This window comes from Methylomonas rhizoryzae (assembly GCF_008632455.1).
GTDB lineage: Bacteria > Pseudomonadota > Gammaproteobacteria > Methylococcales > Methylomonadaceae > Methylomonas > Methylomonas rhizoryzae.
This window is the reverse complement of sequence record NZ_CP043929.1, coordinates 2,656,923-2,682,078: the sequence shown is the minus strand read 5'-3', so window position 1 is coordinate 2,682,078 and position 25,156 is coordinate 2,656,923. Positions and strand designations below refer to the sequence as shown.

At 55.4% G+C, this 25,156-nt stretch carries 27 protein-coding genes; 14 read left to right on the top strand and 13 right to left on the bottom strand.

What is annotated here, in order from left to right; genetic code table 11:
* Positions 1-127 precede the first annotated feature (127 nt).
* Positions 128-340 (top strand): DUF4266 domain-containing protein, encoded by a 213-nt coding sequence (locus tag F1E05_RS11970; protein WP_150048750.1) that lies wholly within the window; start codon positions 128-130, stop codon positions 338-340.
* A complete protein-coding gene (locus tag F1E05_RS11965; protein ID WP_150048748.1) occupies positions 327-2,945 on the top strand; it encodes a DUF3570 domain-containing protein in 2,619 nt (872 codons plus the stop codon). Before F1E05_RS11970 ends, F1E05_RS11965 begins: the two co-directional genes overlap by 14 nt.
* 10 nt (positions 2,946-2,955) lie before the next feature.
* Here F1E05_RS11965 and F1E05_RS20270 read toward each other — a convergent pair whose 3' ends face one another.
* A complete protein-coding gene (locus F1E05_RS20270) occupies positions 2,956-3,132 on the bottom strand; it encodes a hypothetical protein (RefSeq protein ID WP_190303121.1) in 177 nt (58 codons plus the stop codon).
* A gap of 41 nt (positions 3,133-3,173) precedes the next feature.
* Between F1E05_RS20270 and F1E05_RS11960 the strand changes: the two genes are divergently transcribed.
* Positions 3,174-4,706, top strand: a complete 1,533-nt coding sequence (locus F1E05_RS11960) for a tetratricopeptide repeat-containing sulfotransferase family protein (protein ID WP_150048746.1) — start codon at positions 3,174-3,176, stop codon at positions 4,704-4,706.
* Positions 4,707-4,878: 172 nt separating this feature from the next.
* Here the strand turns inward: F1E05_RS11960 and F1E05_RS11955 are convergent, their stop codons facing one another.
* Genes F1E05_RS11955 through F1E05_RS11945 form a run of 3 tightly spaced genes read right to left on the bottom strand, consistent with a single transcriptional unit; the run spans position 4,879 to position 6,343 of the window.
* Positions 4,879-5,403, bottom strand: coding sequence for a hypothetical protein (locus F1E05_RS11955; protein WP_150048744.1), 525 nt, complete (start codon positions 5,401-5,403; stop codon positions 4,879-4,881).
* 42 nt (positions 5,404-5,445) lie between these two features.
* Complete coding sequence (locus F1E05_RS11950) at positions 5,446-5,844, bottom strand: hypothetical protein (RefSeq protein WP_150048742.1); 399 nt, start codon at positions 5,842-5,844, stop codon at positions 5,446-5,448.
* Positions 5,845-5,881: 37 nt separating this feature from the next.
* Positions 5,882-6,343, bottom strand: a complete 462-nt coding sequence (locus F1E05_RS11945) for a DUF302 domain-containing protein (protein WP_232056640.1) — start codon at positions 6,341-6,343, stop codon at positions 5,882-5,884.
* A gap of 26 nt (positions 6,344-6,369) precedes the next feature.
* Here F1E05_RS11945 and mobA point away from each other — a divergent pair, with 26 nt between their 5' ends.
* Positions 6,370-6,981, top strand: coding sequence for a molybdenum cofactor guanylyltransferase MobA (mobA, locus tag F1E05_RS11940; protein WP_150048738.1), 612 nt, complete (start codon positions 6,370-6,372; stop codon positions 6,979-6,981).
* A 20-nt stretch (positions 6,982-7,001) separates the two neighbouring features.
* Here the strand turns inward: mobA and F1E05_RS11935 are convergent, their stop codons facing one another.
* From F1E05_RS11935 to F1E05_RS11915, 5 genes are all read right to left on the bottom strand, one after another.
* Positions 7,002-8,561, bottom strand: a complete 1,560-nt coding sequence (locus tag F1E05_RS11935) for a B12-binding domain-containing radical SAM protein (RefSeq protein ID WP_150048736.1) — start codon at positions 8,559-8,561, stop codon at positions 7,002-7,004.
* 102 nt (positions 8,562-8,663) lie between these two features.
* A complete protein-coding gene (locus F1E05_RS11930; RefSeq protein ID WP_150048734.1) occupies positions 8,664-10,415 on the bottom strand; it encodes a methyl-accepting chemotaxis protein in 1,752 nt (583 codons plus the stop codon).
* 465 nt (positions 10,416-10,880) lie between these two features.
* Complete coding sequence (locus tag F1E05_RS11925; protein WP_150048732.1) at positions 10,881-12,080, bottom strand: methylated-DNA--[protein]-cysteine S-methyltransferase; 1,200 nt, start codon at positions 12,078-12,080, stop codon at positions 10,881-10,883.
* 89 nt (positions 12,081-12,169) lie between these two features.
* On the bottom strand, positions 12,170-12,535 hold the full coding sequence (locus tag F1E05_RS11920) for a hypothetical protein (protein WP_150048730.1): 366 nt from the start codon (positions 12,533-12,535) through the stop codon (positions 12,170-12,172).
* 107 nt (positions 12,536-12,642) lie between these two features.
* The gene (locus F1E05_RS11915) at positions 12,643-13,251 is read right to left on the bottom strand and encodes a M15 family metallopeptidase (protein ID WP_150048728.1); all 609 of its coding nucleotides are present in this window, start codon (positions 13,249-13,251) and stop codon (positions 12,643-12,645) included.
* Positions 13,252-13,381: 130 nt separating this feature from the next.
* On the opposite strand from F1E05_RS11915, the gene F1E05_RS11910 reads away from it, so the two are divergent.
* Positions 13,382-13,729: an FUN14 domain-containing protein gene (locus tag F1E05_RS11910; protein WP_150048726.1), complete on the top strand. Its 348-nt coding sequence runs from the start codon at positions 13,382-13,384 to the stop codon at positions 13,727-13,729.
* Between the two features lie 118 nt (positions 13,730-13,847).
* Here F1E05_RS11910 and F1E05_RS11905 read toward each other — a convergent pair whose 3' ends face one another.
* From F1E05_RS11905 to F1E05_RS20265, 4 genes are all read right to left on the bottom strand, one after another.
* Positions 13,848-14,735 (bottom strand): 4a-hydroxytetrahydrobiopterin dehydratase, encoded by an 888-nt coding sequence (locus F1E05_RS11905; RefSeq protein ID WP_150048724.1) that lies wholly within the window; start codon positions 14,733-14,735, stop codon positions 13,848-13,850.
* Between the two features lie 169 nt (positions 14,736-14,904).
* Complete coding sequence (locus tag F1E05_RS11900; RefSeq protein WP_150048722.1) at positions 14,905-15,327, bottom strand: hypothetical protein; 423 nt, start codon at positions 15,325-15,327, stop codon at positions 14,905-14,907.
* Positions 15,328-15,467: 140 nt separating this feature from the next.
* Positions 15,468-15,803, bottom strand: coding sequence for a tautomerase family protein (locus F1E05_RS11895; RefSeq protein WP_232056639.1), 336 nt, complete (start codon positions 15,801-15,803; stop codon positions 15,468-15,470).
* Between the two features lie 98 nt (positions 15,804-15,901).
* On the bottom strand, positions 15,902-16,054 hold the full coding sequence (locus tag F1E05_RS20265; protein ID WP_190303120.1) for a hypothetical protein: 153 nt from the start codon (positions 16,052-16,054) through the stop codon (positions 15,902-15,904).
* 228 nt (positions 16,055-16,282) lie between these two features.
* Here F1E05_RS20265 and F1E05_RS11890 point away from each other — a divergent pair, with 228 nt between their 5' ends.
* The 9 genes from F1E05_RS11890 (at position 16,283) to F1E05_RS11850 (ending at position 25,155) form a co-directional block, all read left to right on the top strand.
* A complete protein-coding gene (locus F1E05_RS11890) occupies positions 16,283-16,558 on the top strand; it encodes a BufA1 family periplasmic bufferin-type metallophore (RefSeq protein WP_150048718.1) in 276 nt (91 codons plus the stop codon).
* Between the two features lie 9 nt (positions 16,559-16,567).
* Complete coding sequence (gene bufB / locus F1E05_RS11885) at positions 16,568-17,440, top strand: MNIO family bufferin maturase (RefSeq protein WP_150048716.1); 873 nt, start codon at positions 16,568-16,570, stop codon at positions 17,438-17,440.
* Complete coding sequence (locus F1E05_RS11880; RefSeq protein ID WP_150048714.1) at positions 17,424-18,191, top strand: HvfC/BufC N-terminal domain-containing protein; 768 nt, start codon at positions 17,424-17,426, stop codon at positions 18,189-18,191. The genes bufB and F1E05_RS11880 overlap by 17 nt, the downstream gene beginning before the upstream one ends.
* Positions 18,192-18,289: 98 nt before the next feature.
* Positions 18,290-18,772, top strand: a complete 483-nt coding sequence (locus tag F1E05_RS11875) for a DoxX family protein (RefSeq protein WP_232056638.1) — start codon at positions 18,290-18,292, stop codon at positions 18,770-18,772.
* Between the two features lie 143 nt (positions 18,773-18,915).
* Positions 18,916-19,734: an SDR family oxidoreductase gene (locus F1E05_RS11870; RefSeq protein ID WP_150048712.1), complete on the top strand. Its 819-nt coding sequence runs from the start codon at positions 18,916-18,918 to the stop codon at positions 19,732-19,734.
* Positions 19,724-21,232, top strand: a complete 1,509-nt coding sequence (locus F1E05_RS11865) for an FAD-dependent oxidoreductase (protein ID WP_150048710.1) — start codon at positions 19,724-19,726, stop codon at positions 21,230-21,232. Before F1E05_RS11870 ends, F1E05_RS11865 begins: the two co-directional genes overlap by 11 nt.
* A 120-nt stretch (positions 21,233-21,352) precedes the next feature.
* Complete coding sequence (locus F1E05_RS11860) at positions 21,353-21,940, top strand: cytochrome P460 family protein (RefSeq protein ID WP_150048708.1); 588 nt, start codon at positions 21,353-21,355, stop codon at positions 21,938-21,940.
* Positions 21,930-24,662 (top strand): MGH1-like glycoside hydrolase domain-containing protein, encoded by a 2,733-nt coding sequence (locus F1E05_RS11855; RefSeq protein WP_190303119.1) that lies wholly within the window; start codon positions 21,930-21,932, stop codon positions 24,660-24,662. The genes F1E05_RS11860 and F1E05_RS11855 overlap by 11 nt, the downstream gene beginning before the upstream one ends.
* A complete protein-coding gene (locus F1E05_RS11850) occupies positions 24,634-25,155 on the top strand; it encodes a DUF1003 domain-containing protein (protein ID WP_150048704.1) in 522 nt (173 codons plus the stop codon). The genes F1E05_RS11855 and F1E05_RS11850 overlap by 29 nt, the downstream gene beginning before the upstream one ends.
* Position 25,156 lies beyond the last annotated feature (1 nt).

Sequence of the window (25,156 nt, the reverse complement as noted above, 5' to 3'; positions counted from 1 at the left end):
GGCGAGTAACGATGATACTGGGAAGTTTTGCCGCCGAAATCTCTGTGCGGACCGGCCTAACAGTGGGAGGCGAACCCCCAGATCATACGGTTCGCACGGACAGGACAGTGATACACCGAGATTACACATGATTTTTAGACTATTGATCATCGTTTTATGTACGTTGGGCGCAGGTTGCGCGGATATACAGCCTTGGGAGCGCGGCAATTTAGCCAAAGAACAAATGGCGTTCGAACCTTCGCCGGCCCAAGCCGCTTTCCGTAACCACGGCTACAGCGCGCGGGAAGCTGCTTACACTAGCGGCAGCAGCGCGACCGGAGGCGGTTGTGGCTGTTATTAAAAAAGCGGACAAAATCAACGAAGCCGGCGCGCTACAAGCGTTAACCGCCGCGGCCTTACTGTTGCCGGGCTTGTTGCCGGCACCGGTGCACGCGGTCGAAGACGCTGAATTTACCGTTCAATACGGCCGTTATCAGGAGGGCGATAGGCAGGTTTATTCGGTGGAAGCCGAAACCAATAATCTAGCCCCGCGTAAAGTGTTCGTGCCGCAGCATTTTCGGCCGATAGAAGCGGATAGTTTGTCCGGCAGCATCAAATCGGCGTTGACCGATAGAATCCGATTTAACGCCAATTTCAGCCAGGATACTTGGGCCGGGGCAACGCCGGTAGCTACAGCGCCGGCAATCTTCGGTTTTAATAATGTTAATGGTGGCGGGCCGGACTCTAACCACAATTTTGAAAACGGGGTAGTCAGTGGCGCATCTCCCTATTTAGCCAATACCAACACATTATTATTGTTCAATAAACAGCTCGACCCCCTAGGTTACGCCTTCGATCTGAATACCTTTATCGGAAAATCCTATATCGATCGGCAACTCACGCATACCATGGCTCAGGCTTCGCCGGAAACCCGCCGCCAAGGGGATTTTTCCTTAGGTTACGATTTCGACGACGCGTCTATCAATGTCGGTGGCGGGATTTCTTATGAGCCCGATTACGAATCGCGCTTTTTTAATCTCGGCGGACGCTTCGACTTCAATCGCAAGCTGACCAGTTTGGGTTACGGTGTGAGTTACACCAACAGCACGACCAACGCTTTGGTCGATCATCATGCGAATGGCTATATTTCCGTCGCTCCGGAAGGCGCTGATTCTTACGACATGGATATCAAGACGGTTCAACAGTACGGAACTCGCTTGATTACCGGCCGGCGCCAGGATTGGGGCTTCAATTTAAATCTGACACAGGTGTTGACTAAAAATGCTTGGGTGGAGTTGAGCGGCAACTACACTCACGCTACCGGCTACATGAGTAATCCATATAAAGCGGTGATGGCGTTTACCCAGGATGCTGGTCAACAATCGGTTGTTGATTCGTTATTCGGTGCCGATTCCGGACTCTATGCTTACGCGGTTACCTCGTATTTCGAACGACGACCGCAAGAACGTAACCAATTCAACTGGAATGCCCGCTTCGTGCAATACGTGGAGCCCTTGGACGCGTCCTTGCACGTGGGATACCGGTTTTTTCACGACAATTGGGGGATTCAAGCCCATACCTTCGACGCCGATTGGGTGCAGTCGCTGGGCAGCGGTTGGAGTGTCACCCCCAGAATCCGCTATTACTCGCAAGAGCAGGCCGATTTTTATACGCCTTATCTGGTGTTGGCTAACGGCAAATTGCCGGGGTATTTTTCCAGCGACCACCGCTTGTCGGGATTCGGCGCCTTGGGCGGTGGTGTTAGCGTTAAAAAAGAATTCGTTAAAGGCATCAGTCTGGAAGCCGGTTTCGATTATTACAGTCACCAAGGTTCGCTGAAATTGGGCGGCGGCGGGGAAGGTGCGTACGCGGATTTCGATTATTATACGGTCAACGGCGTGTTGAACGTCAACATGGCTGCCGCCGGCCGCGGCTTGTTCGGCGCCGGCGGTCATGCGCAACACGCGATGCACGGTGCGCCGCTGCCGTCCGGGGTGATGTTCGGCCATACCTTGGCTAAAGACCAGTTCATGGTCGGCTATCGCTATCAGTACAGCCGCGAAGCCGGCGATTTGTTGCGGGAAACCCGCCCGGTCGGCGATGCCGAGGTGGTGGCCCAGGGCTGCGGTAACAATCCCTGTTACGTGGCGCCGGCCGAAATGAGCATGCACATGCACATGCTGGATTTGATGTACGCACCAACCGATTGGCTGACCTTGATGCTGATGCCCCAATTTATGGACATGCACATGAATATGCGCGATTTGGCCGGGGCGCCGAGTGCGGGTGGGCTGGATAACTATCTTGGGATAGCCGTAAGTCACGCCAAACACGAACACATCACCGGCGAAATCGGCGACACCGGCATTTACGCTTTGTTCAAGCTATTCGAAAATCAAGGCCAGCACGTGCACGCCACCGCCGGCTTTACCGCGCCTACCGGTAAATCGGATACCCAATTACGCGGCGCGCACGGTTTCGATATCGGCTACATCCATTACGGCATGCAAATCGGCAGCGGCACCTGGGATTTCAAACCCAGCCTGACCTATACCGGCCAGTGGGAACGCTTGTCGTGGGGGGCGCAATTCAGTGCCACCGTGCGTACCGGTCAAAACAACTCCGGCTACACTTTGGGCGATCAGTTGCAAGGCACGGCCTGGGGTGGCTACCGGATGATGGATTGGCTGCACGCCACGCTGCGCGGCATTTATACCGACATAGGCAGCATACGCGGCGGTTATCCCAAGGGTTCGCACGTGCCGATTGGACCCATGGATTATTCCGGCAGCTACGGCGGTCGTTATTGGGACGTCGGTTTCGGCCTCAACGCGTCGGTACCCGGCGGCGACTTCGTCGGCAATACTTTCAGCGTGGAATGGCGGCAGCCGGTCATGGACGACGTTAACGGTTATCAGCTGGAGCGCGACGGTGCGCTGTCCGCCAACTGGAGTTACATGTTCTAAGCCGCGGCGTTCACTGTAGGTTCATCGTCGTTCCGGCAGGGATTCGCTTACGCGCTCTACGGGTGCCGGAATCCAGACTGCAAGCAAAGCGTTGAGTCTGAACAATCGATACCTGGTGGATGCGGGTGTCCTGCGACATGGCCAATGAGTGCGGCTCCTGAGCGTCGTAAAATTTGTTCGCAACCATCGCTTAAGAGTATGCCTGCCAAGGCTTAGTCGCTTCAACCGATGACAAACGATTATTTTCAACGTGGCATCGCCGCGGTCAACGCCGGCGACCTCGAGCACGGGGTGCGCTGTTTCGAACTGGCCGTTAAACAGCAAGCGGGCGAGGCCGAACCCTTGGCTTATCTTGGGCAAACTCTGTTTTGGCTGGACAGGCAGCAACAAGGGCTAGCCTGTTTGCGTCAAGCCGGTCAATGTTTGCTGAAACGGGCGAAGAAAACCAAAAATTTTGCCGAAATTAACGCCTTAGCCGCTCAGCTGCAGGATTGTCACGACTACGAGGGCTCCATTCATCTGCTGCAGCAAGCGGCAGCACTACGAAAACCCGATGCGTTGAGTTTGCAATTGCTGGCGCAAGCTTACGAGCGAACCAACCGCATCGCCATGGCCTTGGCCGCGGCGCGCTTGGGTGTAAGCTTGGCGCCAAACCAACCGGCTTTACATGTGCTGCTGGCCGGTTTGGAAGCGAAACATGGCGACTTGTCGGCGGCGCGGCAGCGTTTGCATCGGCTATTGGCAGACGAGCAAGCCTTGCCCGGCGAAATTGTCTACCGGGCGCATAAGGAATTAGCCTTGGTATTGGATAAGCAGGGTGAATATGCCGCCGCTTTCGACCAGTTGCAGACCGCCGCCGCCATCGGCCGGCAATTGCCCGAGTGGCAAGCCTTCGACAAACGGCAAATTCCCCAGATGCTGGCCGATTATCGAGACCGTCTGCAACGAGGGGCGTCGCCGGCTAACCCAGTGGAGGAGATCGCGCCGGACGAACCGGCGCCAGTGTTTATCGTCGGCTTTTTACGTTCCGGCACGACCTTGGTGCAAGAAGTAGTGGCGGCGCACAGCGGCGTATTCGTGGCCGACGAAACCGAACTGGCGGCCGCTTTACGCCTGGAACTGAACCGCATGGCCGGCCCGCAAGGCACGGTGTTCGATCAACTGGAACGGGTAGGCGCCGACGGCATCCGCCGATTGCGCCGTTGCTATTGGCACAAGGCCGAGCAACGTTATGGCGCTGTCGTCAAGCAAAAGCTGTTCGTCGATAAAACCACGCTGAATACGCTGGAACTGGGTTTGCTCGACGCGGTGTTTCCCGACGCCAAGTTGATATTCGTGCAGCGCGATCCGCGCGACGTCTGTTTGAGCTGTTTCATGCAGACCTTGCAGGCCAGCGCGGTCAGCGTGCATCTGCTGGATTGGCGGGACACGCAACGTTTGTATCTGGAAGTGATGCGCTGGTGGCTGTTCGTCAAACCGCGTTTGCGAATGGCTTGTTGCGAACTGCGCTACGAAGCGGCGGTTACGGAGTTTGCCGTCACCTTTCAGGCCTTGTTTGCTTTTCTTGGCTTGATTTGGCAACAGGACGTGACCGAGTTTCACCGTCAGACCGCTAAACGGGTGATTGCCAGTCCCAGTTATCATCAAGTATCCCAGCCTTTGTATCGTTCCGCGCTCGGCCGCTGGCACCGCTACCCCGAAGCTTTCGCCGCTTGCGATGAGGATTTTTCGACCTTAATTGCCGAGCTTGGTTACCGGTAGCCTGCCGGCTAAATTTAAATGTTTGTTCTGAACCGTTCGAAACAACATGACTGTGAAAGTCATACAAGGGGCGACGCCCTCGCCGCGAAAAGCGTTTCGGATCACGGCGGAGCGTAGTTCCCACCGGCAATGCTTTCAGTGCCCGGGGTGAGTTGTCATACTTTCATGCGCGTTAGGGTGGCGCTTGTCTGCGTTTTAGCAAATGCAAAATGTCGACTTCGATAAAGCCGAACGCAATGATCCATAAGATTGCGTCGTAAGCGTCCAACCAGGCTTGCCGCCACAACCAAATGCCGCCCATGGCTAATAAGCCGGAAAAGACGGCGAGGGTTACTAGCCAATACAAGTTTGAGTGCTGTACAACCCAATGGGGTTTGCGTACCTCTAATTCCATTAAGGCTATTAGCGCAAACCATAATAAGGAATTGCTAACGTCCAGCCATTCGCTGTCATGCCAGTAACTGAAAAATACCCAGACGATGACGGCAATTAACGCATCGCGCAGGTATTTAGCCCGACTAAAAGTAATGCCGTTAGTCTCCAATTCGTACAGTACTAACAAAACCAGCCAGGTTACTGCATCCACTGTACTGGTTAAGCTGTCGAACACCGCGTAAAACACGGCGTTCAACGTCAGCAGGCCGACAATCAGCAATTTGACTTTCGGATACTGCAATTCGCTGGGGATAAAGGACATTGCACGGGGCACGAGCGTCGACAATTGTTGCGTGTACGGGCGTTATTTGACGAAACAGGCCTGTTCCGCCGCAGCCTCGGCCTCTTTCAGTCGTGTGCGCAAATCCTTGGATTGCTTAGGGTCTCTGAATGCGGAGCCGGCCTCGCCCGGGGTTTTTTGCATCTGCGAGAACGTTCTAGCGCCTTCAAACTCGGCAAACGTCAACTGCTCGGCGATTTTGTCGATTTTGCAGCCGCAGGCATATTGATTGATGTAACTCAATCCGCCGTGTTTAGCGACGCATTCCAACACGTAATCGACCCGGTCTCGGGTTGGGTAATCGTTTAGTCTTGGAGCCTCTTGTGCCGCTACGCTGTCTTCGGACGGCGGTGTGTCCGGCGAGCCGGCGCAGCCGCTTAGAACGATGGCAAGTATGACGGTCAGGTGTTTTCGGTTAATCATATCGGGCGAAGTAATGGAATGGTGTTAAACAACAATATTACTGTTGAGCGGCAAAATCGACGATGTGTTTTAATTCCGGGTTCATGGTTGCCGCAAAACGATTGAATGCGGGATTATCGGTATCTTCCGGCAATAAATGCGTTCTTATGACGGTTTTACCTGCAATTTGGTAGGTCACGACATTGCAGGGCATATAGCCGATTGCCTTGGGGGTAATTTCCAGTATTGTTTTGGCTAAGCTCAGGTTGCAAAATTGCACGGTATCGTATTCCGGGAAATTGTCGGCACCGCGTTCTCTGATCACTTTGCCGACCCGGCTGTGGCCGGTGATGCGAAAGTTATGTTCGGCAATGGCTACTTCCAATTCGGCCAAAACTTCGTCGTAAGGTTTTAAAGTTTCCAGTTCGTAGTAATCGACTCGCTCGCTGTATACATGTGCGAGTCCAGCCGTGTCGGTGCAACTGGCGAGTATTGGTAAGCCGACAATGATCGCGAGCATATTCCACATCTCATTTAGCTTACATCATGCAAGAGCAAAAGAAAATCAGTGCGGTGGTATTGGCCGGCGGGCAATCTAAAAGGATGCAGACCAACGACAAAGGACTGCAGTTGTTGCTAGGAAAGCCGTTGGTGTGTTTTTCGCTGAAAAGCGTGACGGAAATTACCGACGATATTTTCCTGAGTGCCAACCGCAATCAAGCGCAGTATCAGCAATTCGGTTTTCCGGTCGTTGCGGATGAAAATGATCGGTTCGACGGACCTCTCGCGGGCGTGTTAGCGGTGATGAAGCGCAGTGTACGGGAAGTGTTACTGGTAATCCCATGCGACCTGCCATTGTTGACCGCCGAGCATTTACGGCGCTTGCTGCACGGCGTGACGGCAGAAACCGAGATTGCGGTGGCGTACGACGGAAATCGGCTGCATCCTACGGTGATGGCGGTACGCATTTCGTTGGCTGCCGATTTGGACGCTTATCTGCACGGCGGGGCGCGTAAACTGCAAGACTGGATAGTCAGGCATCGTTGGCGCAAGGTCGATTTTGCCGATTGTGCTGCATCGTTTAGGAATATCAACAGCTTGGAAGAGCTCGCGCAGCTGGAGATAGAGCTGTCCGAATCCGGCAAGGTGCCGGGTTAAGCGTTGAACATTTTTGATGACTATCCGGTTAAGCCTTCCTCTGTGTCCCGTTTTAACTGGGAGGCTTTTTCAATTCTATCCGGACTATGCGCGAGTTGCCGTTTGTTGGCGGCAGCAGGTTTTCGGTTTTCACTCGGCTGATCGAGGTTGAAATTCAGCGTGCCTTTTTCCCCGCTAGCTGCAAAATCCCGCAAAAGTGCTTGTGCAATCTCCGTAGCGGGTATTTGCATAGTCATGGCCATGACCTGGTAAACCCATTCGAATAAACGTTTTAGGCTGAAGCCGTGCGTTTGTTGGCTCGATTGGTATAGTGCATCGCTGAATGCCAAGAAGCGTTCAAAGGCATGATGGCCCAATATCAAGGGTAGGGTGTAGACGAACCTTCCGGAGTTGCCGAGCAAATCCCAATACCTGGCAAAGCGTTTGAGTCGTTGCATATCGTGGAAGGAAATCTCCCGGGTATTCAAGATTGAATACGGCGGATTCGGGTCGAACCGCATCTGAAATGCTTCGATATGCCGATTCAACGGGGCACCGCGCAAGCGTTTGAGTATCCCTACCTGGATTTCTTGGGGGGCGGCGTCGATGAGCTGATCGAAACTGAGGCCGAATTCGGCTAAGGACTCGCCGGGCAAACCTACGATTAAATCGGCGTGAATATAAACTCCCGTGTGACGACGCAACCAGCGCAGATTGCCTAGCGTTTGCTGGTTGTCTTGTTTACGGCTGATACGCTGCTGCACGTTGGGATCCAAGGTTTGCACGCCTACCTCGAACTGCAGGCAACCGGGGGGAAATTGTTGAATCGTACGTTTCAACGCTTCCGGGAGATTGTCCGGCACTACTTCGAAATGCAAGAATAATTCGGCTGGGTTTTTAGTTAAAAAAAACTCCAAGATGGCGATACTTACGGCAATTTTTAGATTGAACGTGCGGTCGATAAATTTGAAATGGCGGGCGCCGCGCTGGTATAGCGAGTCCAGTTGCCCTAAAAATTCTTCCAAGGGAAACGCTTTGGCGGTCAGGTCTAAGGATGACAAGCAAAATTCGCATTTGTACGGGCAGCCGCGCGATGCTTCGACATAAATGATGCGATGGAGAATATCCGGATCACTGTAGTAGGGGTATGGAGAAGGCAATTTAGCTAATACGGGCGGCTCTCCAATGAGGATTTTGCCGTTAGGTCTCGAATTCGCCTCTATATGTTCGCAGAGTTTAGGAAAGCTGATTTCGCCGGGACCGGTAATGATGTAGTCCGCCCAAGTCGCGCAATCGGGAAGGTCGGGTGGATAACTCACTTCCGGTCCGCCGAGTACGATAACTAGATTCGGGGCTACTTGTTTGAGTATCGCTATTACGGCTTGAGTTTCCGCCACATTCCAGATGTAAACGCCGAAACCGACGATAGCGGGGCGTTTGGACAAGAGGGTTTCGGCAATGTCGATGGCTGCTTGCTTGATGCCGAATTCCATCAACTCGGTTTTAGGCTGCAGCGCACCCATGTTGGCAAAAAGGTAGCGCAGCCCGAATGCACTGTGGATGTAACGGGCGTTAAGCGTGGTTAACAGGATGTCCGGCATTATTTAAGTCGTTTGAAGTCGAAATCGTAGCGACTTAAATGGTACAGCCCACCCAAGCGGGTGGGCAAACCGAATATAGGCTATGGCTGAGTTCTGAAGGGGCTAAGTTCGGAAACTTCCAACCGCCATACTCAATTGATTGGCTAATTCCAAAAGCTCGTGGCAAGCATCGGCAGTGTTTTTGGCGCCTAACGACGTTTCTTCCGAGACATGGCTAATGTTGCCGATATTGCGGTTGATTTCTTCGGCTACCGCGGTTTGTTCCTCGGCCGCGCTGGCGATTTGAGTATTCATGTCGTTGATTGTGTCTATCCTCCGGCTAATGGAGGCGATGGATTCGCCGGCCGATGCCGCTTGATCCACACTGGAGGCGGCGCGTTTACGGCCGTTGTCCATAACCGATACCGCTTGTTTTGCGCGGCCTTGCAAACGCTCTATGGTTTGCTGGATTTCCAAGGTCGAATTTTGCGTGCGGCTGGCAAGCGTACGGACTTCATCTGCGACTACTGCGAAACCGCGGCCTTGCTCGCCGGCTCTAGCGGCCTCGATAGCGGCGTTTAAGGCGAGTAGATTGGTTTGTTCGGCGATGCCTTGAATAACACTTAATACCTCTCCTATGCTATTACTGTCGTTTTCCAGTTCATGGATCACATTGGCCGCGTTTTCGACCTCAGAGGCTAAGCTGTTGATTCCATTAACAGCTTCCGTGACGATGTTTTTGCCGGTAGAGGCTTCTTTGTCGGCAACCTCCGCTGCCTCGGATGCCCTGACGGCATTTCTCGCCACTTCTTGCACGGTAGAGGTCATTTGCTTCATCGCGTTGGCGACCAAATTGGTCTCCTGCAATTGCCGCTCCACACCTTTTTGCGTCGTTTGAGTGATGGTGGCCAGTTTATGCGAAGCATTGGCCAGTTTTTCGCTGGTGATACTGATTTCGTCAACGGTCTTGGCGATTTTTTTAACAAAAGAATTAAAGCTGGAGGCTACCCAGGCGAATTCCGATTTGCCGTTGGATTTTAATCGGGCACGTAAATTGCCTTCGCCGCTGCAGATTTGTTGCAGATTCAGCGCGAGATCGGTCAACGGGCTGATGATAATTTTGCTCATTACGAAATAGCCGGTACCGCCTATGACGAACAAGCCCAAGAATAAAAAACCGATAGCGTAAGCCATTTCCTTTTTATACCCGGCTAACGCGACGTCGAATGGCGTGATGATTTCAAAAGCGCCATGAAGGTCTCCGGCTTTGTAGTTTTCCATCGAATATCCCAATAGATCTTTCCCTTGGTCGTTGTTCCACAGGGTTGCCGATTCTTTAGGATCGCCGTGGCAGACCTCGCATTGCTTAACCAGTTTGACCGGGCGCAAATAGCGAATTTCTTGTTTCTCTTCGTCAACAAAGGTGAATTCGCTAGCGGACGGGTTGTTGCTGAAATAACTTATGGCGCGTTTTTCTATGTCGTCGGGCATGTTGCGAGGATTTCGCGGATTCATGGCCGGCGCTTTAAAGCGGTAGCCGCCCTCTTTAGCTTTGTTTTCGATCGCATCCCAAGCGTTTGCCGTCGGGATGGTCGCCATGATTAATTGCTTGGTTTCCGCATTGCTTTTGCCTTGAATTTGCTGCATAAGCAATTCGGGGGTGTACAGTCCGATAGCCCATTTTTGAATGGCGTTGTCGCGAACCGATTCGGATACTAATAGCAATTGGCGAGAGGACTCGATTTTTCTGTCGATCAGATTTTGCTTTTGGGCGTTGGAAAAGATGATTAGAACCCCGATTCCGACCACAGTGAGCACTGACATGGTTATGGCAACGACTTTAACCCCAACCGAGTGCCAATTCATCATAATCATCCTAAACTCCGAATAAACGCGTGTATTAATTGTTGTAGTTAACGCCAACTGTCTCGTTTTAAAAAGGAAAAACTTAACAAGCACCACACTGCCGGGAAACGTTAAGCGACCGGAAACGTCCGGTGCTCAACCATCAGCAGTGTCATTCAGGTCTAGCTCTTCCGAGGCAGGCAGCCGAAGTATAGCTTACAATTTAGCGGCGGCTAATTAGGATTATTAACTTCTACTTTAACGAAATCGGTTAATTATGAGAAAACCCTCACTAAATCTTAAGTGTCGGTAGCGCGTTGGCAAATTAAAAGCAGCGCTTTAAAGAGGGGGCTTGCAATACTCGGTAAAGCGGGCCGGAACGGCCAAAAAGAATAATGTACCTGTCCAAACGTTATAAAGCTGAGCCGTCAAAAACTTAAAAATAATTATAAAATTAATAGGTTACATGGCTTTATTACAAGTTAGGCTGAACGTTCAAAGTGCATTATTTCCCTGGTTGGCGGAAGAGTAGGGGCTGTTGTTGGCTTGCCAAAGATACAGCGATGCTATTGTCCGATACGGCCGCCATGCTTCGCCAAGTTCCGCGGCTTGTTTGGGCGTGGGAATTTGCGGCAATGCCAAAGCGGCCGCCATACTTTTACGCAATGCGTAATCGTCTACCGGCAGCACATCCGGGCGGCCCAAATGAAAAATCAACAGCATTTCCACGGTCCAGCGGCCTACGCCGTGGATCGCGGTCAGGCGGCGAATAATCGCTTCGTCGCCGAGTAAGGCGATTTCGTCAAGCGACGGTATGACGCCGTCCAGGGCTTTGGCGGCAATGTCTTTCAAGGCTCGGGTTTTGGAGAGGGAGAGCCCGGCCGCGCTTAATTGGCTATCCGGGGTGTCAAGCAAACGGGCTGGGGCCGGCAAAACATGCTCGGGATACAGCGCGGCGATGCGGTCTAAGATACTTTTAGCGGCCCTGGGGGTTAGTTGTTGGTGCACGACGGCAGTCAACAACGTCAGGTATGGCGATTCTTGCGTCAGTACGTTGAATTGGAGAGGACGCGATAACAGCTCGGCCAGGCGCGGATCTTGTTTCGCCAGTTGGCGAGCGGCACGCTTGAGGGCGTTCGGCGTGGTTATCGGCTGGCGGCGCACCAAGCTTACGCCTTCCAACGCCAGCATTTTCGCCTTGGTATCCAGTCCGCCGTGGGCGGAAAATCCGCATAGTTTGTTGCCGCTTCCTATCACCCGGTGGCAGGGAATCAACAGCGGGATCGGATTTTTGCTCATGGCGGACCCGACCGCCCGCGCCGCGCCGGGTTTGCCGGCAGCCTCGGCCAGCTGCCCGTAGGTCAGGGTGCGGCCTGCAGGAATGGCGCGGGCGGCAGCGTATATCCGTTGGGTAAAGGGGCTGGCTCCGGCCACTTCCAGCACGATGTCGGCGAATGTTTGCGGTTGACCGCTCAAATGCAATTTCACCTGTTTGACTAGGTTTTTAATTGCTGTCGGTAAACGGTTAGCCTCGACTGCGGGCCATTTGCCGAGCATGTGCGTTAGCGTCTGCTGCGGGCTTGCTTCCGGCAATTGAAAACCGACAACCGCGACGGAGTCGGCTTGCACCGTTTTCCAGACCACGGCGCAGGAGCCGAAAGCCGTATCGAACAGGGTATAGCGGATGATATTCACAACGTTAACCTCTAAGACGAAGTGAGCGGGCACGTAAACGATCGGCGTATCGAACGCTACACAGCCAAGGCCGGCGCTTGCGCATAGCCTTAGTAATCCGTCCAGACCGCGTTTTGTTTGAGCAAATTCTTGCCGCCGCGTTCGACTGTGAGTGCCGGCGGCGTTTCTCGGACTTTATAGATGAAATCGCCATTTTTGAACTGCCAGCCTAAATGTCCGCAAGGGGTTATGCCGTCGGCGCACATGCGAACCCAAGCCTCGCCTTTAAGAGCAATCGCTTCGCCCGTCTTGCGGTTGACGCCTGTGTAGCCGACGTCGGTGCAGCTGACCTCGCCTTCAGGGCAATGTTCGGCAATGACGATCACGAACTGCTCCGTGACCAGAACCGCGCCATTCGCCGAACAGAAGGCCGGCAAGGCCGTTAGGCTGCCGAGGAGAAGAGTTGTTAATTTCATAAGTGAGGGGCGCGCGATAATTATGTTGAAATTCGATAGGCAACAATGCCGGCATAGATATGGGGCTAACGGCGGTTAGGTGGTGTCTAGTCGCCGTTGCGGTTTCGTCATGCATAGATCGGGGTGCCGTTATTATGCCGGGTACGCAACTCGCTCAGCATTTGCTTTTCGGTTAGCGTGCCGGCCCATGCCGGGCGTAATTGATAGTGAGGTTGGTCGACGATGGTTTTCCAGTTTCCGCCCCATTCAAGTCCCAGTTCCACGCCCAAGACGCCCACGGCTTTGTACTTTGGCGAGTCCGGTAAATATTTATTGCCTTCGAACACGCCGATATCGAAGGCGATGCCGAAATTGTGGTTGGAAAATCCGCCGCGCGCGTTGGTAACGATGTTGCCGGGTGCGGTCCGGCCCTGAGCGTAAAGGCCGTCCTGCTCTGCGTAAGTGCGCAGGCCGCTGATGATCTTGATGGTAATTCCGGAGGCTGCCGCCTTCTGGACCAAGGCGCGAGCGATGGGCCGCACCTCCGGCAGCAGGCCGGCTATGGTCTTTTCGCTACGGCTGTCTACCGGTGCTATCGCGGCCGAGGGTTTTTGTCCGTCTATCTGCTTGTCCACTAACCGCTCGTATATCGCGCCCCAGGTTTCCGTACCGGCTTTGCCGTCGACGTCGACACCCAATTCTTTTTGTATCGCTTTGATCATTTCTTCGATGCGCATACCGTTCTCCCGGTGTTGGTTAGGACTGCGGATCTAGCGGTTGAACCGCCCGTCCGCGGTTTAATTCGGACATAAGCAACAGGTGATGTGATAAAACCTATTTATAACGCCCTTTTTAACTCTCGCCAATATGTACGAAAATACGCATACCGAAATGCCAACGGACGACATTTTTTCTTCCACTTTTTTGCTCGGTAATTTGGGAGCACCGTTTGTTTTGGGAATGGCTGTCGGCTATTTCGCCAAGAAGATGCTGAAGCTTGCCTTGTTCGTGGGCGGCGGCCTTGTCGTCTCCCTGTTTGCCGCCGAATACTACGGCGTAATCACCATAAACGGTTTGGCTTTGGAACAAGCCGCCGATTACGCTGCGGGGGCGGCCAAGGCATCCGGCAACTTCCTGCTGGACAGGCTTTCTCATTTCGTCAGTCGCGGTGTTGGTGGTGCGGCCGGATTTTACGTCGGCTTCAAATTGGGCTGACGCCGGTTTTTTATTTCGCTTATTTGCCGTTCGACGGTCGGTTGTCGGTGAAATGCAGAATTAACGAATTATCGTTACCCATTTCAGCAGATCAGGGTTTATCGCGACGGCGGATCGGCTAAACCGACGCATTCGCGCTGGGCTGGATCGTTGCTCCGGTTTTCTTCCAAATCTCATCCAGATGCTCGGCCAGCTCGATGTCGAGTTTGGAAGGGGAATGTCCGATATCCCAGGTAGTGAGCCAGACCGTCACGGTTTTGAACACGTTTTCCCAGCGCGGATGATGATTGGTTTGATCGATAAACGGTGCCGCCAACCGCATAAACTCCAGCGCTTCATAAAACGTCGCGAATTTGAATGCCCGTGTCAGCTCGGTCCGCGTTTTCGGGTATTCGCCGGGTAGCGGGCTGGTAACGATTTTCCAGAAAGAATGCGCCGCCAGCCACTCCTGAATTTCGGCGGGCGATAGTGCACGCGGCAGTCTATCCGGCAGTCGGCCGGGGCGCCATTGCGGAACCGGAACCGGCTCGCCCACTCGTTTTAACGACAGCGGTTGTCCGGAAAGCCGCTCGATGAGCGGCATCAGATCTCGGTGCCAATGGGCTTCGCGTAGCTCGATGTATTGCTGGCTGGCTAAATCCGCGATTGATTCCGGCAAGGCTTCCCTGGGAGGCATGGTTGCCCTGCCCACCAGCACGGGAATGACGGGAATTTCTCGCGCTAAAGACGTTTCGATTTCGGTGCGCACCCAATCGTCGGTTTGATCGATGCGCCTACGCCCGTAGGCGTCGGCAATCTTGAGCCAAGTGGGCCCGATGACGACCAGCAGCACTTTAGCGGATTGCAGCGCATTGCCCAACTCCGCCGGCCAAGCGTCGCCGACTCGTATTTCGTCGACGTCCATGAACACCTCGTCGCCGAATGCCTGAATAAGGTTTTCTCTGAGGCTGCGCGCGGCTGGCGAACTGTCGTCTCTTCTGTAATTGATAAATATCAAGTTTGCCATTGGCTGTGCTAGGGGCCTAAAGTTAAACAAAAATGGGGAGGGGACATGAAAAGCGGTGAACAGTGCGAGCGGGGCTAGGTCTCGTATAACTTAGAGAATTGTGACTCCAAAGCACAATGGCATTAGAAGAGTCACCGGAACCCGTTGAGGTAAGGGTTAGAGTTCACGGCTATATTACCATCGCGAAGTTAAACCTCGCGTTCTTGCTTGCTGCTGCCCTTGCGAATTCAATAGCTTCGCCAAGCTCGGTTACCACTTCCTCGTGACTATCCGACAACAAGCCGAAGCGAGTCTTCCTGGTTTTAATTTCCGCAAGCAAAGTCTCCAGAAGTTGGACCGCAGCCTGTGCATCGATCCATACGCCGTCCCGGGCCATCAACTCATCGGTGGATGCCATGCCAGCCGGCAATTCGATTTCGTCGAGATTGTATTTCGCGTCGGTTGAATCGCAGATCTCCGACAACGGGCGTAAGCCGGCCGACCGGCACAGCTTGTCCAGCTTGTCCAAGTGTTTGAACAGCGCGTATTTGTCCGCTTGGTCGGATTCAACATTGCCTTCGATCAGGCTATTTGCCCACAGTACTGTGCTCATTGGTTTTTTTCCTGTTTTATGTGCGGATGGTTAACAGACCTAGCGAAAAAATAATCCGACGGGGTTTTGGCAGGTCGGGTTGATTGTAGAGTACCCCTGCTAGCAAAGCGCCCCTCTCGATCGCAATGTTAGAGCGCGAGTTACACCTCAACCTTGAAACCCAGTTCAACATCACAGCCAGCCTGGCCACCACGAATTCCCCAATTCTCCTTTGGGATCTCCCGGAGAAGAATTTTTACGTGATCTTTAGGGATGCCAAGTGGTTCTAGGTTATTGACTATTGCCTTGTAAAGATTGCGCTTCGCATCGAGAGAGCGTCCGGCGAATGCGTCGATACTGATGTGGGTGTAAAAGTCCGGGTTCTCTTTGGCCGGAGGATAGGCAAACCGGTGAGGCTCGTGAACAATGAGCCGAACGTTTTTATCGCCGGGCACGATTTTGAAAGCGTCACGGAGAGCCATGTGAACAACTTCCATGAGCGCCACCTCTTGCTGTTGGGTGTACTGTCTCCTTACTTCAATTAACACACTTGGCACTACAGATCCCCTTTGCGCTATTGCGCACCAACAAAAAATTAAACGATTAACCAGGCAGCATTCCGTCGCCGCAATTGAATCAGATCGGACTGTAGGCTGCAAGGGACGGCCATTGCCGCATCCGTGCCGGCCGGGCTTTTACCCGCACCGCCGACTACGCCCGGCAACCGATTTTCACGGCTAATCGCCATTTCCTTTCCCACCAATATTCACGGCCGCCACGGTAGTTGGTGGCGGCGGGCCGGGTAATTACCGGTGGATTTTGATGTGGATGGTTATTAACTATTTGATATTAATTAATAAATTATCCTTCTCCAAGGCTGGCACGCCGATTGCCATACAGGAAATGTCGCGGAAAGTTTCGCATGGCGAGGCCGCAGACAATGACTAAACAACAATCAATTATTTGGAGAACTCTCATGAAAAACGTTAACAGCATCGTATCGTCCGCTTTGGCTTCCGTCATCGCCTTGGGCGCTTTGGGGATGCAGGGGCAGGCTGTAGCCGGCGATAAGCCGGACATGGAAAAGTGCTACGGCGTGGTCAAAGCCGGCATGAACGACTGCAAAACCCTGTCCAACGCCTGCGCCGGCCATTCGATGAGCGACGGCCAGCAAGATGCGTTCGTCGCCTTGCCGAAAGGCACTTGCGAGCGCATCGTCGGCGGCACCACCACCGCGCCGGAAAGCAAATAAGTGACGGCCATGACGCATATCAACTCAACCCCGCGTCATGGCGTGGCGATCCCGGCGCGGGCCGGGATCGGGCTACGCTCCGCTCATATCGCCGAGGTGCTGGCAACCCGGCCCGCTATTGGCTGGTTCGAAGTGCATAGCGAAAACTACTTCGGCAAGGGCGGGGCGCCGCTGCGCCAATTGGAACGCGTTCGCGCCGATTACCCCATCAGTTTGCACGGGGTCGGCTTGTCGCTGGGCTCGGTCGATCCCTTAAACACACGGCATCTGCAACAGTTGCGGGAATTGGCCGCACGGATTGAACCCGGTCTGATTTCCGAGCATTTGTGCTGGAGTTCGTTCGGCGGGGTGTATCTGAACGATTTACTGCCTTTGCCCTATACCGAAGCGACTTTGCAGCACGTCACCGAGAGGGTGCTACGAACCCAGGATGTACTGGGCCGGCAAATTCTGATCGAAAATCCCTCCAGTTATCTGCAATTCGATTTTTCCGACTACGGCGAAGCGCAGTTTTTGAACGAATTGGCGCGGCGCAGCGGCTGCGCGATTTTGCTGGACGTCAACAACGTGTACGTGTCGTGCGTCAACCACGGCTGGGATGCGCAGGTGTATTTGCGCGAGTTGGAGGCGGCGCCGATAGCGGAAATTCATCTGGCCGGACACAGCGTAAACCGGGTGGACGGTCAAGCGATTTTGATCGACACCCACGACGCCCCGGTTTGCGAGGCGGTGTGGGCTTTGTATAGCAGCGCCTGCCGCCTTTTCGGTCTCAAGCCGAGCTTGATCGAATGGGATGCGAATTTGCCGCCGTTACCAACCTTGTTGGCCGAAGCCGGTCGGGTGGACGCTGTGAGGGAGTGCGAGTATGAACAGGCTGCTTGAATTGCAACGCGAGGTCAGCCGGCAATTGTTGACGGGCATATCCGGCGCGGCGGACGGCATCGTGGCGGCCGGGTTTACTCCGCAGCAGCGCTTGTCCATCTATCGCAACAACACGCTGACCGGCTTGACCGAGAGTTTGCGAGCCGTGTACCCGGTGGTAGATAAGCTGGTCGGCAAGGCATTTTTCGACCGGGCGGCCCGGGAGTTCATTCAAAGCCGGCCGCCGCGCGCCGCCAGTCTCATCGATTACGGCAGGCAGTTTTCCGACTGGTTGGCGGTATTTCCGGGCTTGGAACAGCTGCCTTATCTGCCGGACACCGCCAGATTGGAATGGGCCTGGCACCAGGCTTGCCACGCCGCCGACGCCGGCGTTATGGACTTGACTGTTTTGTTGGCTGCGGAAGCGCAGAGTTTGGGGCGGGCCGCGTTCAAGTTGCATCCCAGTGCGCGATTTTTGTCGTCGCCCTACCCGATCGATCAGATCTGGCAATGCAATCAACCCGGTGCGCCGCTGCAGACCGTCGATTGGCGGCAAGGGGCTTGTCACTTGTTGCTGTTCCGGCAGGGCGAGCAAGTGTTGATATGCCCGCTTGCGGCCGCGGAGTATCAGTTCTTGCTGGCTTTGTCCCTGGGCTGGACCTTGGTGCAGGCCACGACTTTTGCCTTGGGCTGCGCGGCCGATTTCGACGTGCATGCCGCGTTGCAGCGTTGGATGCCGGCCGGCTTATGGGTGGAATGCCTTATTCACTAAGGCGCGAACGCCGCCGGTTAATCGTGCGGCCGCTATATACCGCTTGCGGGTTGCGTCGGCGCCGTAGCGCACGAGTCAATCATTTTGGAGACCACAGTATGAATAGTCGCAGTATGGCCGGGATAGTCCGGCCGGCCCCGCGCCCCGGCGCGTTTGTGTTTCGGCTGGGCAAGGGCCTGGACGGTTTGGCCCCTTTGGGTAATTTATTGTTGCGTGCTTGGGTCGCGTACGCCTTTTGGGTGTCGGGCCTCACCAAAATTCGAAATTGGGACAGTACCCTGTATTTATTCGAATACGAATACAAGGTGCCGCTTTTGCCGCCGGATGTTGCGGCTGTGTTGGGTACGGCGGTGGAGTTGCTAGGGCCTTTGCTGTTGAGTTTTGGCGTTTGCGGCAGAGCTGCCGCGTTATTGTTGTTTTTTTTCAATGTGGCCGCGGTGATTTCCTATCCGGACTTGGGGCCGGCAGGCATAGAGCAACACAAGATTTGGGGCCTGATGTTGCTGGTTTGCGTACTGCAGGGGCCGGGAGCCTGGTCGCTGGATGCCTGGGTGTGCAAGCGCTTCTTGCCGGAGCGTTAGATGGCGGTAGGGAGTTCGGCAAGCGGTGTAACTATGCCGACTTGCCTGCGGGAATCGGCGCCATCACGCGCAGCCGGTTTGCCGATCAGCTACTCATTCGGAGCCAAGCGATGCAGACAATGACATTTTTCGGAGCGAACTTTATGAGCACCCATCCTATTTTTCGCCCGCTGCAAGGGCAGCGGGCTTTAGTAACCGGCGGCAACACCGGCATCGGCGAGGCGGTGGCCCAAGCCATGGCCGATGCCGGCGCCAAAGTGATGATCAATTACCTGGACGGCCGCGACAAGGCCGACCGGCTGGCCGATCGCATCCGTGCCAACGACGGCGAGGCAATGATCTTCAAAGCCGACGTGGGCGATGAAAATCAAGTGAAGAGCATGTTCGACGTGATGATAGGTCATTGGGGCAGCGTGGACATACTGGTCAACAACGCCGGTCTGCAACAGGATGCAATGCTGGTCAACATGAGTTTGGCGCAGTGGAACAAAGTCATCCAGGTCAATTTGACCGGGCAATTTTTATGCGCCAGAGAAGCCGCGCGCGAATTCATGCGGCGCGGGCCGCAGCCGGAACTGTCCAGCTCGGTCGGCAAAATCATCTGCATGTCGTCGGTGCACGACTTGATTCCCTGGGCCGGGCACGTGAACTATGCCGCCTCCAAAGGCGGGGTCAGCATGTTGATGAAAACCATGGCCCAGGAATTGGCGCGCTACAAAATCCGGGTCAACGGCATTTCTCCGGGGGCGATTAAAACCCCGATCAATTGGGAAGCGCGCGATACCCCGGAAGAGGTGGACGACCTGTTGAAGTTGATTCCCTACAACCGCATCGGCGAACCGGACGATATTGCCAAGGCCGCGGTGTGGCTGGCGTCGGACAACGCCGACTACGTGACCGGCACGACGTTGTACGTGGACGGCGGCATGACCTTGTATCCGGGTTTCGACCATGGCGGCTGAAACCGGCGCCAAGTACGATGCGAGAGCCGAACGGGCCGGTTCCCGCTCGGCATCAGGGGGCATTATGCAGTACGACTATTTAGTGATCGGTTCCGGTGCCGGCGGTTGTGCGGCGGCTTATCGCTTGGGCTTGGCAGGCAAGCGGGTGCTGGTGCTGGAGAAAGGTCCGGCCTTGCCGCGCGACGGTTCCACCCTGGATTGCGACAAAGTGATCCGGCAAGGGCTATTCAAAAACAAACAAACCTGGCGCGACCGGCGCGGCAAACGGCTGGTGCCGGACGAATACTTCAATGCCGGCGGCAAGACCAAATGGTACGGGGCCGCGCTACTGCGTTTTGCCGAGCACGAATTTCGCGCCGAACCCCGGTTTCAGTGTTTGGGCTGGCCGTTGAGTTACGCCGATCTGGAACCTTACTACCGGCAAGCCGAAGCCTTGCTCGACGTGCGTCAATTCGAGGTCGAGGCCGATTTGGTCGAATTCGACCGCCGCATCGAGGCGTCCGCTAGCGGTTGGCGTAGCGCAGCGTTACCTCTGGCATTGCACGAGTGCATCTTGCAGCATCCGCAAGAGGCCGCTCATTTCGACGGTTTTGCCTCGGTGCTGGGCTTGAAAGCCGACGGGCCAAGCCTGTTGCAACAGTTGCCGGCCGAAGCGGCGGTTGAAGTGCGGGTCGGTCATCCGGTCCGTCGCTTGCTCGGCGAGCCCGGCCGCCCGCAACGCGTCGCCGGGGTGGAGCTGGAAGACGGTAGCCGGTTTGCAGCCGCACAGGTGGTGCTGGCGGCCGGCGCGATGCATTCGCCGCGTTTGCTGCAAGCCTATTTGCAATGCAGCGGGCTGGATGAAGAATTACCGTCGGCCCGTTTGGTCGGGCGGTTTTTCAAGCGCCACCTGTTGACGGCGGTGTTGGCGTTTTCGCCGGTGGGTAAAACCGACCGCTTGCGCAAGACCTTGCTATGGCTGAACGACGACTTCCCGCATAGCAGCGTACAACCTTTGGGATTCGGCCCCGATGCGTTGGCCGCGTTGCTGCCGCGCTGCGTGCCGAAGGTTTTGGCCCGTTTTTTATGCAGGTTCGCTTACGGTTTTTTTCTACAGACCGAGGACGGTTCCCATTTAGACAATCGAATAGACGCACAGAGCGAGCAGCCCTTGCCGACCTTGGACTACGACCCGGCCAGGCTGCCCGCTGCGCAACGCGAACATAAGGGCATGGTCAAACATTTTTGTGCAGTGCTGAGGCGGGCCGGGTACCTCAGCGTTAGCCAAGCTATTCCGCTCACCGGTACCGCGCACGCCTGCGGCACCTTGATCTGCGGGTGCGACCCGCGTGGCTCGGTGGTAGACGGTTATGGCCGGGTACACGGTTTCGACAATCTGAGCGTGGTGGACGGTAGCGTGTTGCCGCGCAGCAGCCGGGTGAATCCGGCGTTGACGATATACGCGTTTGCGTTGCGCGCGGCCGAACATTGGATAGGCACGGAGATCGGCCGCGATTAGGCCGCAAATCATATGCTTGGACTGGCCGGTCTGCCGGGAGCGGCGAAACTGGATCGATGAAACGATGAAGCCACCGGAATCCGGCCGGCGATGGTTAGCTAGAACAGGGGAGATTGCAAAATGTATAGAAATTTACTGGGTATGTTATTGACTGTAACGCTGGTACAGCCGACTGCGGTTATCGCGGAAGATTTGTCGGCGCTTACTTTCGGGAGTTACGTCGGCAGGGACGGCGAAATCCGTCTACCGCCCGACGTGCGCGGTCAATGGACGCATTTAGGTTCTTGGCTGGTGGCGGACCTCAATGCGCCCGGCCACGGTTTTCACGACGTATATGCGCAGCCGCAAGCGGTAAGGCACTACCGCCGCACCGGACGGTTTCCGGACGGTACCGTGCTGGTCAAGGAAATTCGGGCGGTCGAAAGCGGCGAACTGACGACCGGCCGCGCGGTTTGGGCGGGCCGCGCTAGGGTTTGGTTCGTGATGGTTAAAGACGGCCGGCAGCGGTTTACCGGCAACCGGCATTGGGGCGAAGGTTGGGGGTGGGCGTTGTTTAACGCCGACCAGCCGCAAACCAATGTTTCCAAAGGCTTCAAGGACAGTTGTTCGGCTTGTCATAGGCCGGCCAAATCTAACGATTGGGTGTTCGTGGCGGGTTATCCCGGCTTGGATGCGGATCGTATGCCGGAGAAAAGTCATGGTGAATAACGCAGAGCAACATCGCCTGGAACAACAACGGCAGGGCCGGGAAAATTGGCGGTTGTGGGGGCCGTATCTGGCCGAGCGGGCCTGGGGCACGGTGCGCGAGGATTACAGTGCCGACGGCAATGCCTGGCAGTATTTCTCGCACGATCAAGCCCGTTCCCGGGCTTACCGCTGGAACGAGGACGGGCTGGGCGGCATTTGCGATCAAAACCAGCACTTGTGTTTCGGGCTGGCGTTATGGAACGGCCGCGACCCGATCTTGAAGGAAAGAGCATTCGGCTTGACCGGCAACGAAGGCAACCGCGGCGAGGACGTCAAGGAATACTATTTCTACAAGGATGCGGTTCCGAGTCATAGCTATCTGCACTATTTGTACAAATATCCGCAAGCGGCCTATCCCTACGCGCGTTTGATCGAAGAAAACGCCAGACGCGGCCGCGAGCAAGCCCCTTTTAGCCTATTGGATAGCGGCGTGTTCGCCGACGATTGTTACTGGGACGTGCAAGTCGAATACGCCAAACTCAGTCCGGACGATCTGCTGATTCGGATTACCGTCGCCAACCGGGGGGCGCAGCAAGCGACCTTGCAAGTGTTGCCGACTTTATGGTTCCGCAATACCTGGAGCTGGGGCGAGGCCGATTCCGCCAAGCCCTTGTTGCAACTGGAATCGGCCGGCGATAGCGCTTGGTCGGTGAAAGCCGAGCACGCGCGCTTGGGCGCTTATCGTTTGTACGGTGAGTCGGCCGACGAGTGGCTGTTCAGCGAAAACGACAGCAACCACCAGCGGCTGTGGGGCGGGACGAACGCAAGCCCTTACGTCAAAGATGCGTTCCACCGCTATTTGATCGAAGGCGATGGCGCGGCGGTTAATCCGGCGGCGACCGGCACCAAGTTTGCCGCCCGTTACAGCGTGACGCTGGCCGGGCGCAGCGAGACCTGTATCGTTTTGCGCTTGAGCGCGCAGGCGCAGGAAAAGCCGTTGAACGACGCGGCGGCTGTGTTCGGTTTGCGCCGGCGCGAAGCCGACCTGTTTTACGCAGGCTTGTTGGCGGACGCCGAGGCCGACGACCGGCGTATTTTTCGGCAGGCGATGGCCGGCATGATCTGGTCGAAACAGTATTTTCATTTCGACGTGTTGCGCTGGTTGCGCGGCGACGGCAATACTCAGCCGCCACACAGCCGCAAATCCGGGCGCAACGCGCGCTGGCTGCATCTGCGGGCCGGCGACGTGATCTCGATGCCGGATAAATGGGAATACCCGTGGTTTGCGGCTTGGGATTTGGCCTTTCATTGCATCGCTTTTAGCGCGATAGACGTCGATTTCGCCAAAGACCAGTTGGAGCTGTTGCTGAAAGAGAATTATCTACACCCCAACGGCCAGATTCCGGCCTACGAATGGGCGTTCGGCGACGTCAATCCGCCGGTGCAGGCCTTGGCGGCCTTGCAGGTCTTTCGGGCCGAACGCAGGCAGCGCGGGCAGGGCGACCGTAATTTTCTGCAGCGGGTGTTTCACAAATTGCTGATGAACTACGTCTGGTGGATCAACAGCAAGGACGGCGACGGTTTGAACGTGTTCGAAGGCGGCTTTCTGGGCTTGGACAATATCTCGGTATTCGACCGCTCCATGAGTTTGCCGCCAGGTTTCCGCTTGAAACAAGCGGACGCCACCGGCTGGATGGCCATGTTCGCCTTGAACATGACCTTGATTGCACTGGAATTGGCGATAGACGATCCGGATTACGAAGATTCAGCCATACAGACTTACGAGCAGTTTTTGCACATCGCCGACAGTATCGCCGGCAACGCTTGCAGCGGGGTGTCGCTGTGGGATGCGGCGGACGGTTTCTTCAAGGATTTGCTGGTCGAACCGAATGGCTGCTACCACCGGGTCGACGTATTTTCCTGGGTAGGGCTGATCCCGCTGTTTGCCTGCGAAATCGTCGACCAGCGTCTTTTAGCCAACGTGCCACGTTTTCGTCAATTACTGGATGATCACGAAGGCGGCGAATTTCACGGTAACTTCATCTGCGCCTGTCCGGCACACGAAAACGCTGCCGGCGAACGCTTGCTGGCGCTGGTGGACCACACCATGTTGCCGGCCATCGTCCGCCGCTTGTTCGACCCGGCCGAATTTTTGTCGCCCTACGGCATCCGCAGCCTCAGCCGCCGCCACGCCGAGCGCCGGGATTTGGGCGTGTTGCCGGGCGTCGGCCGGGCGTTGATCGACTATGTGCCGGGCGAATCGAATTCCGGCTTGTTCGGCGGCAATTCGAATTGGCGCGGGCCGGTATGGTTGCCGACCAATTACGCCCTGATTTTGGCCTTGGAAAAATTCAACCGCTTCCTGGGCGAAGAATACAAAGTCGCCGCGCCCGGGTTGGCCGACGCCGATTTGAGTTTAAGGCAAGTGATAGACGGTTTGGCGCGTTGCATGACTAATTTGTACCGTCCGGATGCCGACGGCCGCCTGCCGGCGTTTCCGGCCGACAGTCCGTGGCAATTCGATCCGCTGTGGCGCGAGCATCTATTGTTTTTCGAATATTTTCACGGCGACAACGGCTTGGGTTTGGGGGCGGCTCATCAAACCGGCTGGACCGGACTGTTGGCAAATTTATTGATGCGCTGCCACGACGCCGACATCGCCGGGTTCGAGGTGGGCCGCGAATTGCAATTAGGAGCGTGTCAGGGGAGGCAATATGCGCAATCAGTCGACACCGCAGCTTGATACCGAAGCCAATCGGGCTGCCAGCATTAAGTGTCCGGCGTGCGGCGGCGAGAATCCGGCCGACGTGGTGTTTTGCCTAAACCACGCCTGCCATAAAGCGTTGGGCGAATTCAGATATGCATTGGAAGAATTGGCGGCGGACAAAACCTGGCTGGAACGGCTGGCCGACCGGGTGGCCGCGTTCGTCAGCCGGCCGTTATTCATCGTGCTGCATTTGCTGTGGTTTTCGCTGTGGATAGGCCTGAACGAAAGCGATAGCCCGTTGCTGGGCCGTTTCGACAGCTTTCCCTATGATTTGCTGAGCATTGTTTTGGCGATAGAGGCGGTGCTGATTACCGGTTTTTTGCTGATCAGCCAAAACCACCAATTCAACTACTCGGAAAAGCGGGCCGAGTTGGATTACGAGGTTAGCGTGCGCTGTTACAGAAAACTGCTGGAATTGGAGCGGCGCCTGCAAAACCTGTCGGTGGTTGGCGAAAACGAGCAGGGCTGAA

Coding starts and splice junctions, on each gene's coding strand:
- F1E05_RS11970 (WP_150048750.1), top strand. CDS start 128: ATGATTTTTAGACTATTGATCATCGTTTTATGTACGTTGGGCGCAGGT.
- F1E05_RS20270 (WP_190303121.1), bottom strand. CDS start 3,132: ATGGTTGCGAACAAATTTTACGACGCTCAGGAGCCGCACTCATTGGCC.
- F1E05_RS11960 (WP_150048746.1), top strand. CDS start 3,174: ATGACAAACGATTATTTTCAACGTGGCATCGCCGCGGTCAACGCCGGC.
- F1E05_RS11955 (WP_150048744.1), bottom strand. CDS start 5,403: ATGTCCTTTATCCCCAGCGAATTGCAGTATCCGAAAGTCAAATTGCTG.
- F1E05_RS11950 (WP_150048742.1), bottom strand. CDS start 5,844: ATGATTAACCGAAAACACCTGACCGTCATACTTGCCATCGTTCTAAGC.
- F1E05_RS11945 (WP_232056640.1), bottom strand. CDS start 6,343: ATGCTCGCGATCATTGTCGGCTTACCAATACTCGCCAGTTGCACCGAC.
- mobA (WP_150048738.1), top strand. CDS start 6,370: ATGCAAGAGCAAAAGAAAATCAGTGCGGTGGTATTGGCCGGCGGGCAA.
- F1E05_RS11935 (WP_150048736.1), bottom strand. CDS start 8,561: ATGCCGGACATCCTGTTAACCACGCTTAACGCCCGTTACATCCACAGT.
- F1E05_RS11930 (WP_150048734.1), bottom strand. CDS start 10,415: ATGATTATGATGAATTGGCACTCGGTTGGGGTTAAAGTCGTTGCCATA.
- F1E05_RS11920 (WP_150048730.1), bottom strand. CDS start 12,535: ATGAAATTAACAACTCTTCTCCTCGGCAGCCTAACGGCCTTGCCGGCC.
- F1E05_RS11915 (WP_150048728.1), bottom strand. CDS start 13,251: ATGCGCATCGAAGAAATGATCAAAGCGATACAAAAAGAATTGGGTGTC.
- F1E05_RS11910 (WP_150048726.1), top strand. CDS start 13,382: ATGTACGAAAATACGCATACCGAAATGCCAACGGACGACATTTTTTCT.
- F1E05_RS11905 (WP_150048724.1), bottom strand. CDS start 14,735: ATGGCAAACTTGATATTTATCAATTACAGAAGAGACGACAGTTCGCCA.
- F1E05_RS11900 (WP_150048722.1), bottom strand. CDS start 15,327: ATGAGCACAGTACTGTGGGCAAATAGCCTGATCGAAGGCAATGTTGAA.
- F1E05_RS11895 (WP_232056639.1), bottom strand. CDS start 15,803: ATGGAAGTTGTTCACATGGCTCTCCGTGACGCTTTCAAAATCGTGCCC.
- F1E05_RS20265 (WP_190303120.1), bottom strand. CDS start 16,054: ATGGCGATTAGCCGTGAAAATCGGTTGCCGGGCGTAGTCGGCGGTGCG.
- F1E05_RS11890 (WP_150048718.1), top strand. CDS start 16,283: ATGAAAAACGTTAACAGCATCGTATCGTCCGCTTTGGCTTCCGTCATC.
- bufB (WP_150048716.1), top strand. CDS start 16,568: ATGACGCATATCAACTCAACCCCGCGTCATGGCGTGGCGATCCCGGCG.
- F1E05_RS11880 (WP_150048714.1), top strand. CDS start 17,424: ATGAACAGGCTGCTTGAATTGCAACGCGAGGTCAGCCGGCAATTGTTG.
- F1E05_RS11875 (WP_232056638.1), top strand. CDS start 18,290: ATGAATAGTCGCAGTATGGCCGGGATAGTCCGGCCGGCCCCGCGCCCC.
- F1E05_RS11870 (WP_150048712.1), top strand. CDS start 18,916: ATGAGCACCCATCCTATTTTTCGCCCGCTGCAAGGGCAGCGGGCTTTA.
- F1E05_RS11865 (WP_150048710.1), top strand. CDS start 19,724: ATGGCGGCTGAAACCGGCGCCAAGTACGATGCGAGAGCCGAACGGGCC.
- F1E05_RS11860 (WP_150048708.1), top strand. CDS start 21,353: ATGTATAGAAATTTACTGGGTATGTTATTGACTGTAACGCTGGTACAG.
- F1E05_RS11855 (WP_190303119.1), top strand. CDS start 21,930: ATGGTGAATAACGCAGAGCAACATCGCCTGGAACAACAACGGCAGGGC.
- F1E05_RS11850 (WP_150048704.1), top strand. CDS start 24,634: ATGCGCAATCAGTCGACACCGCAGCTTGATACCGAAGCCAATCGGGCT.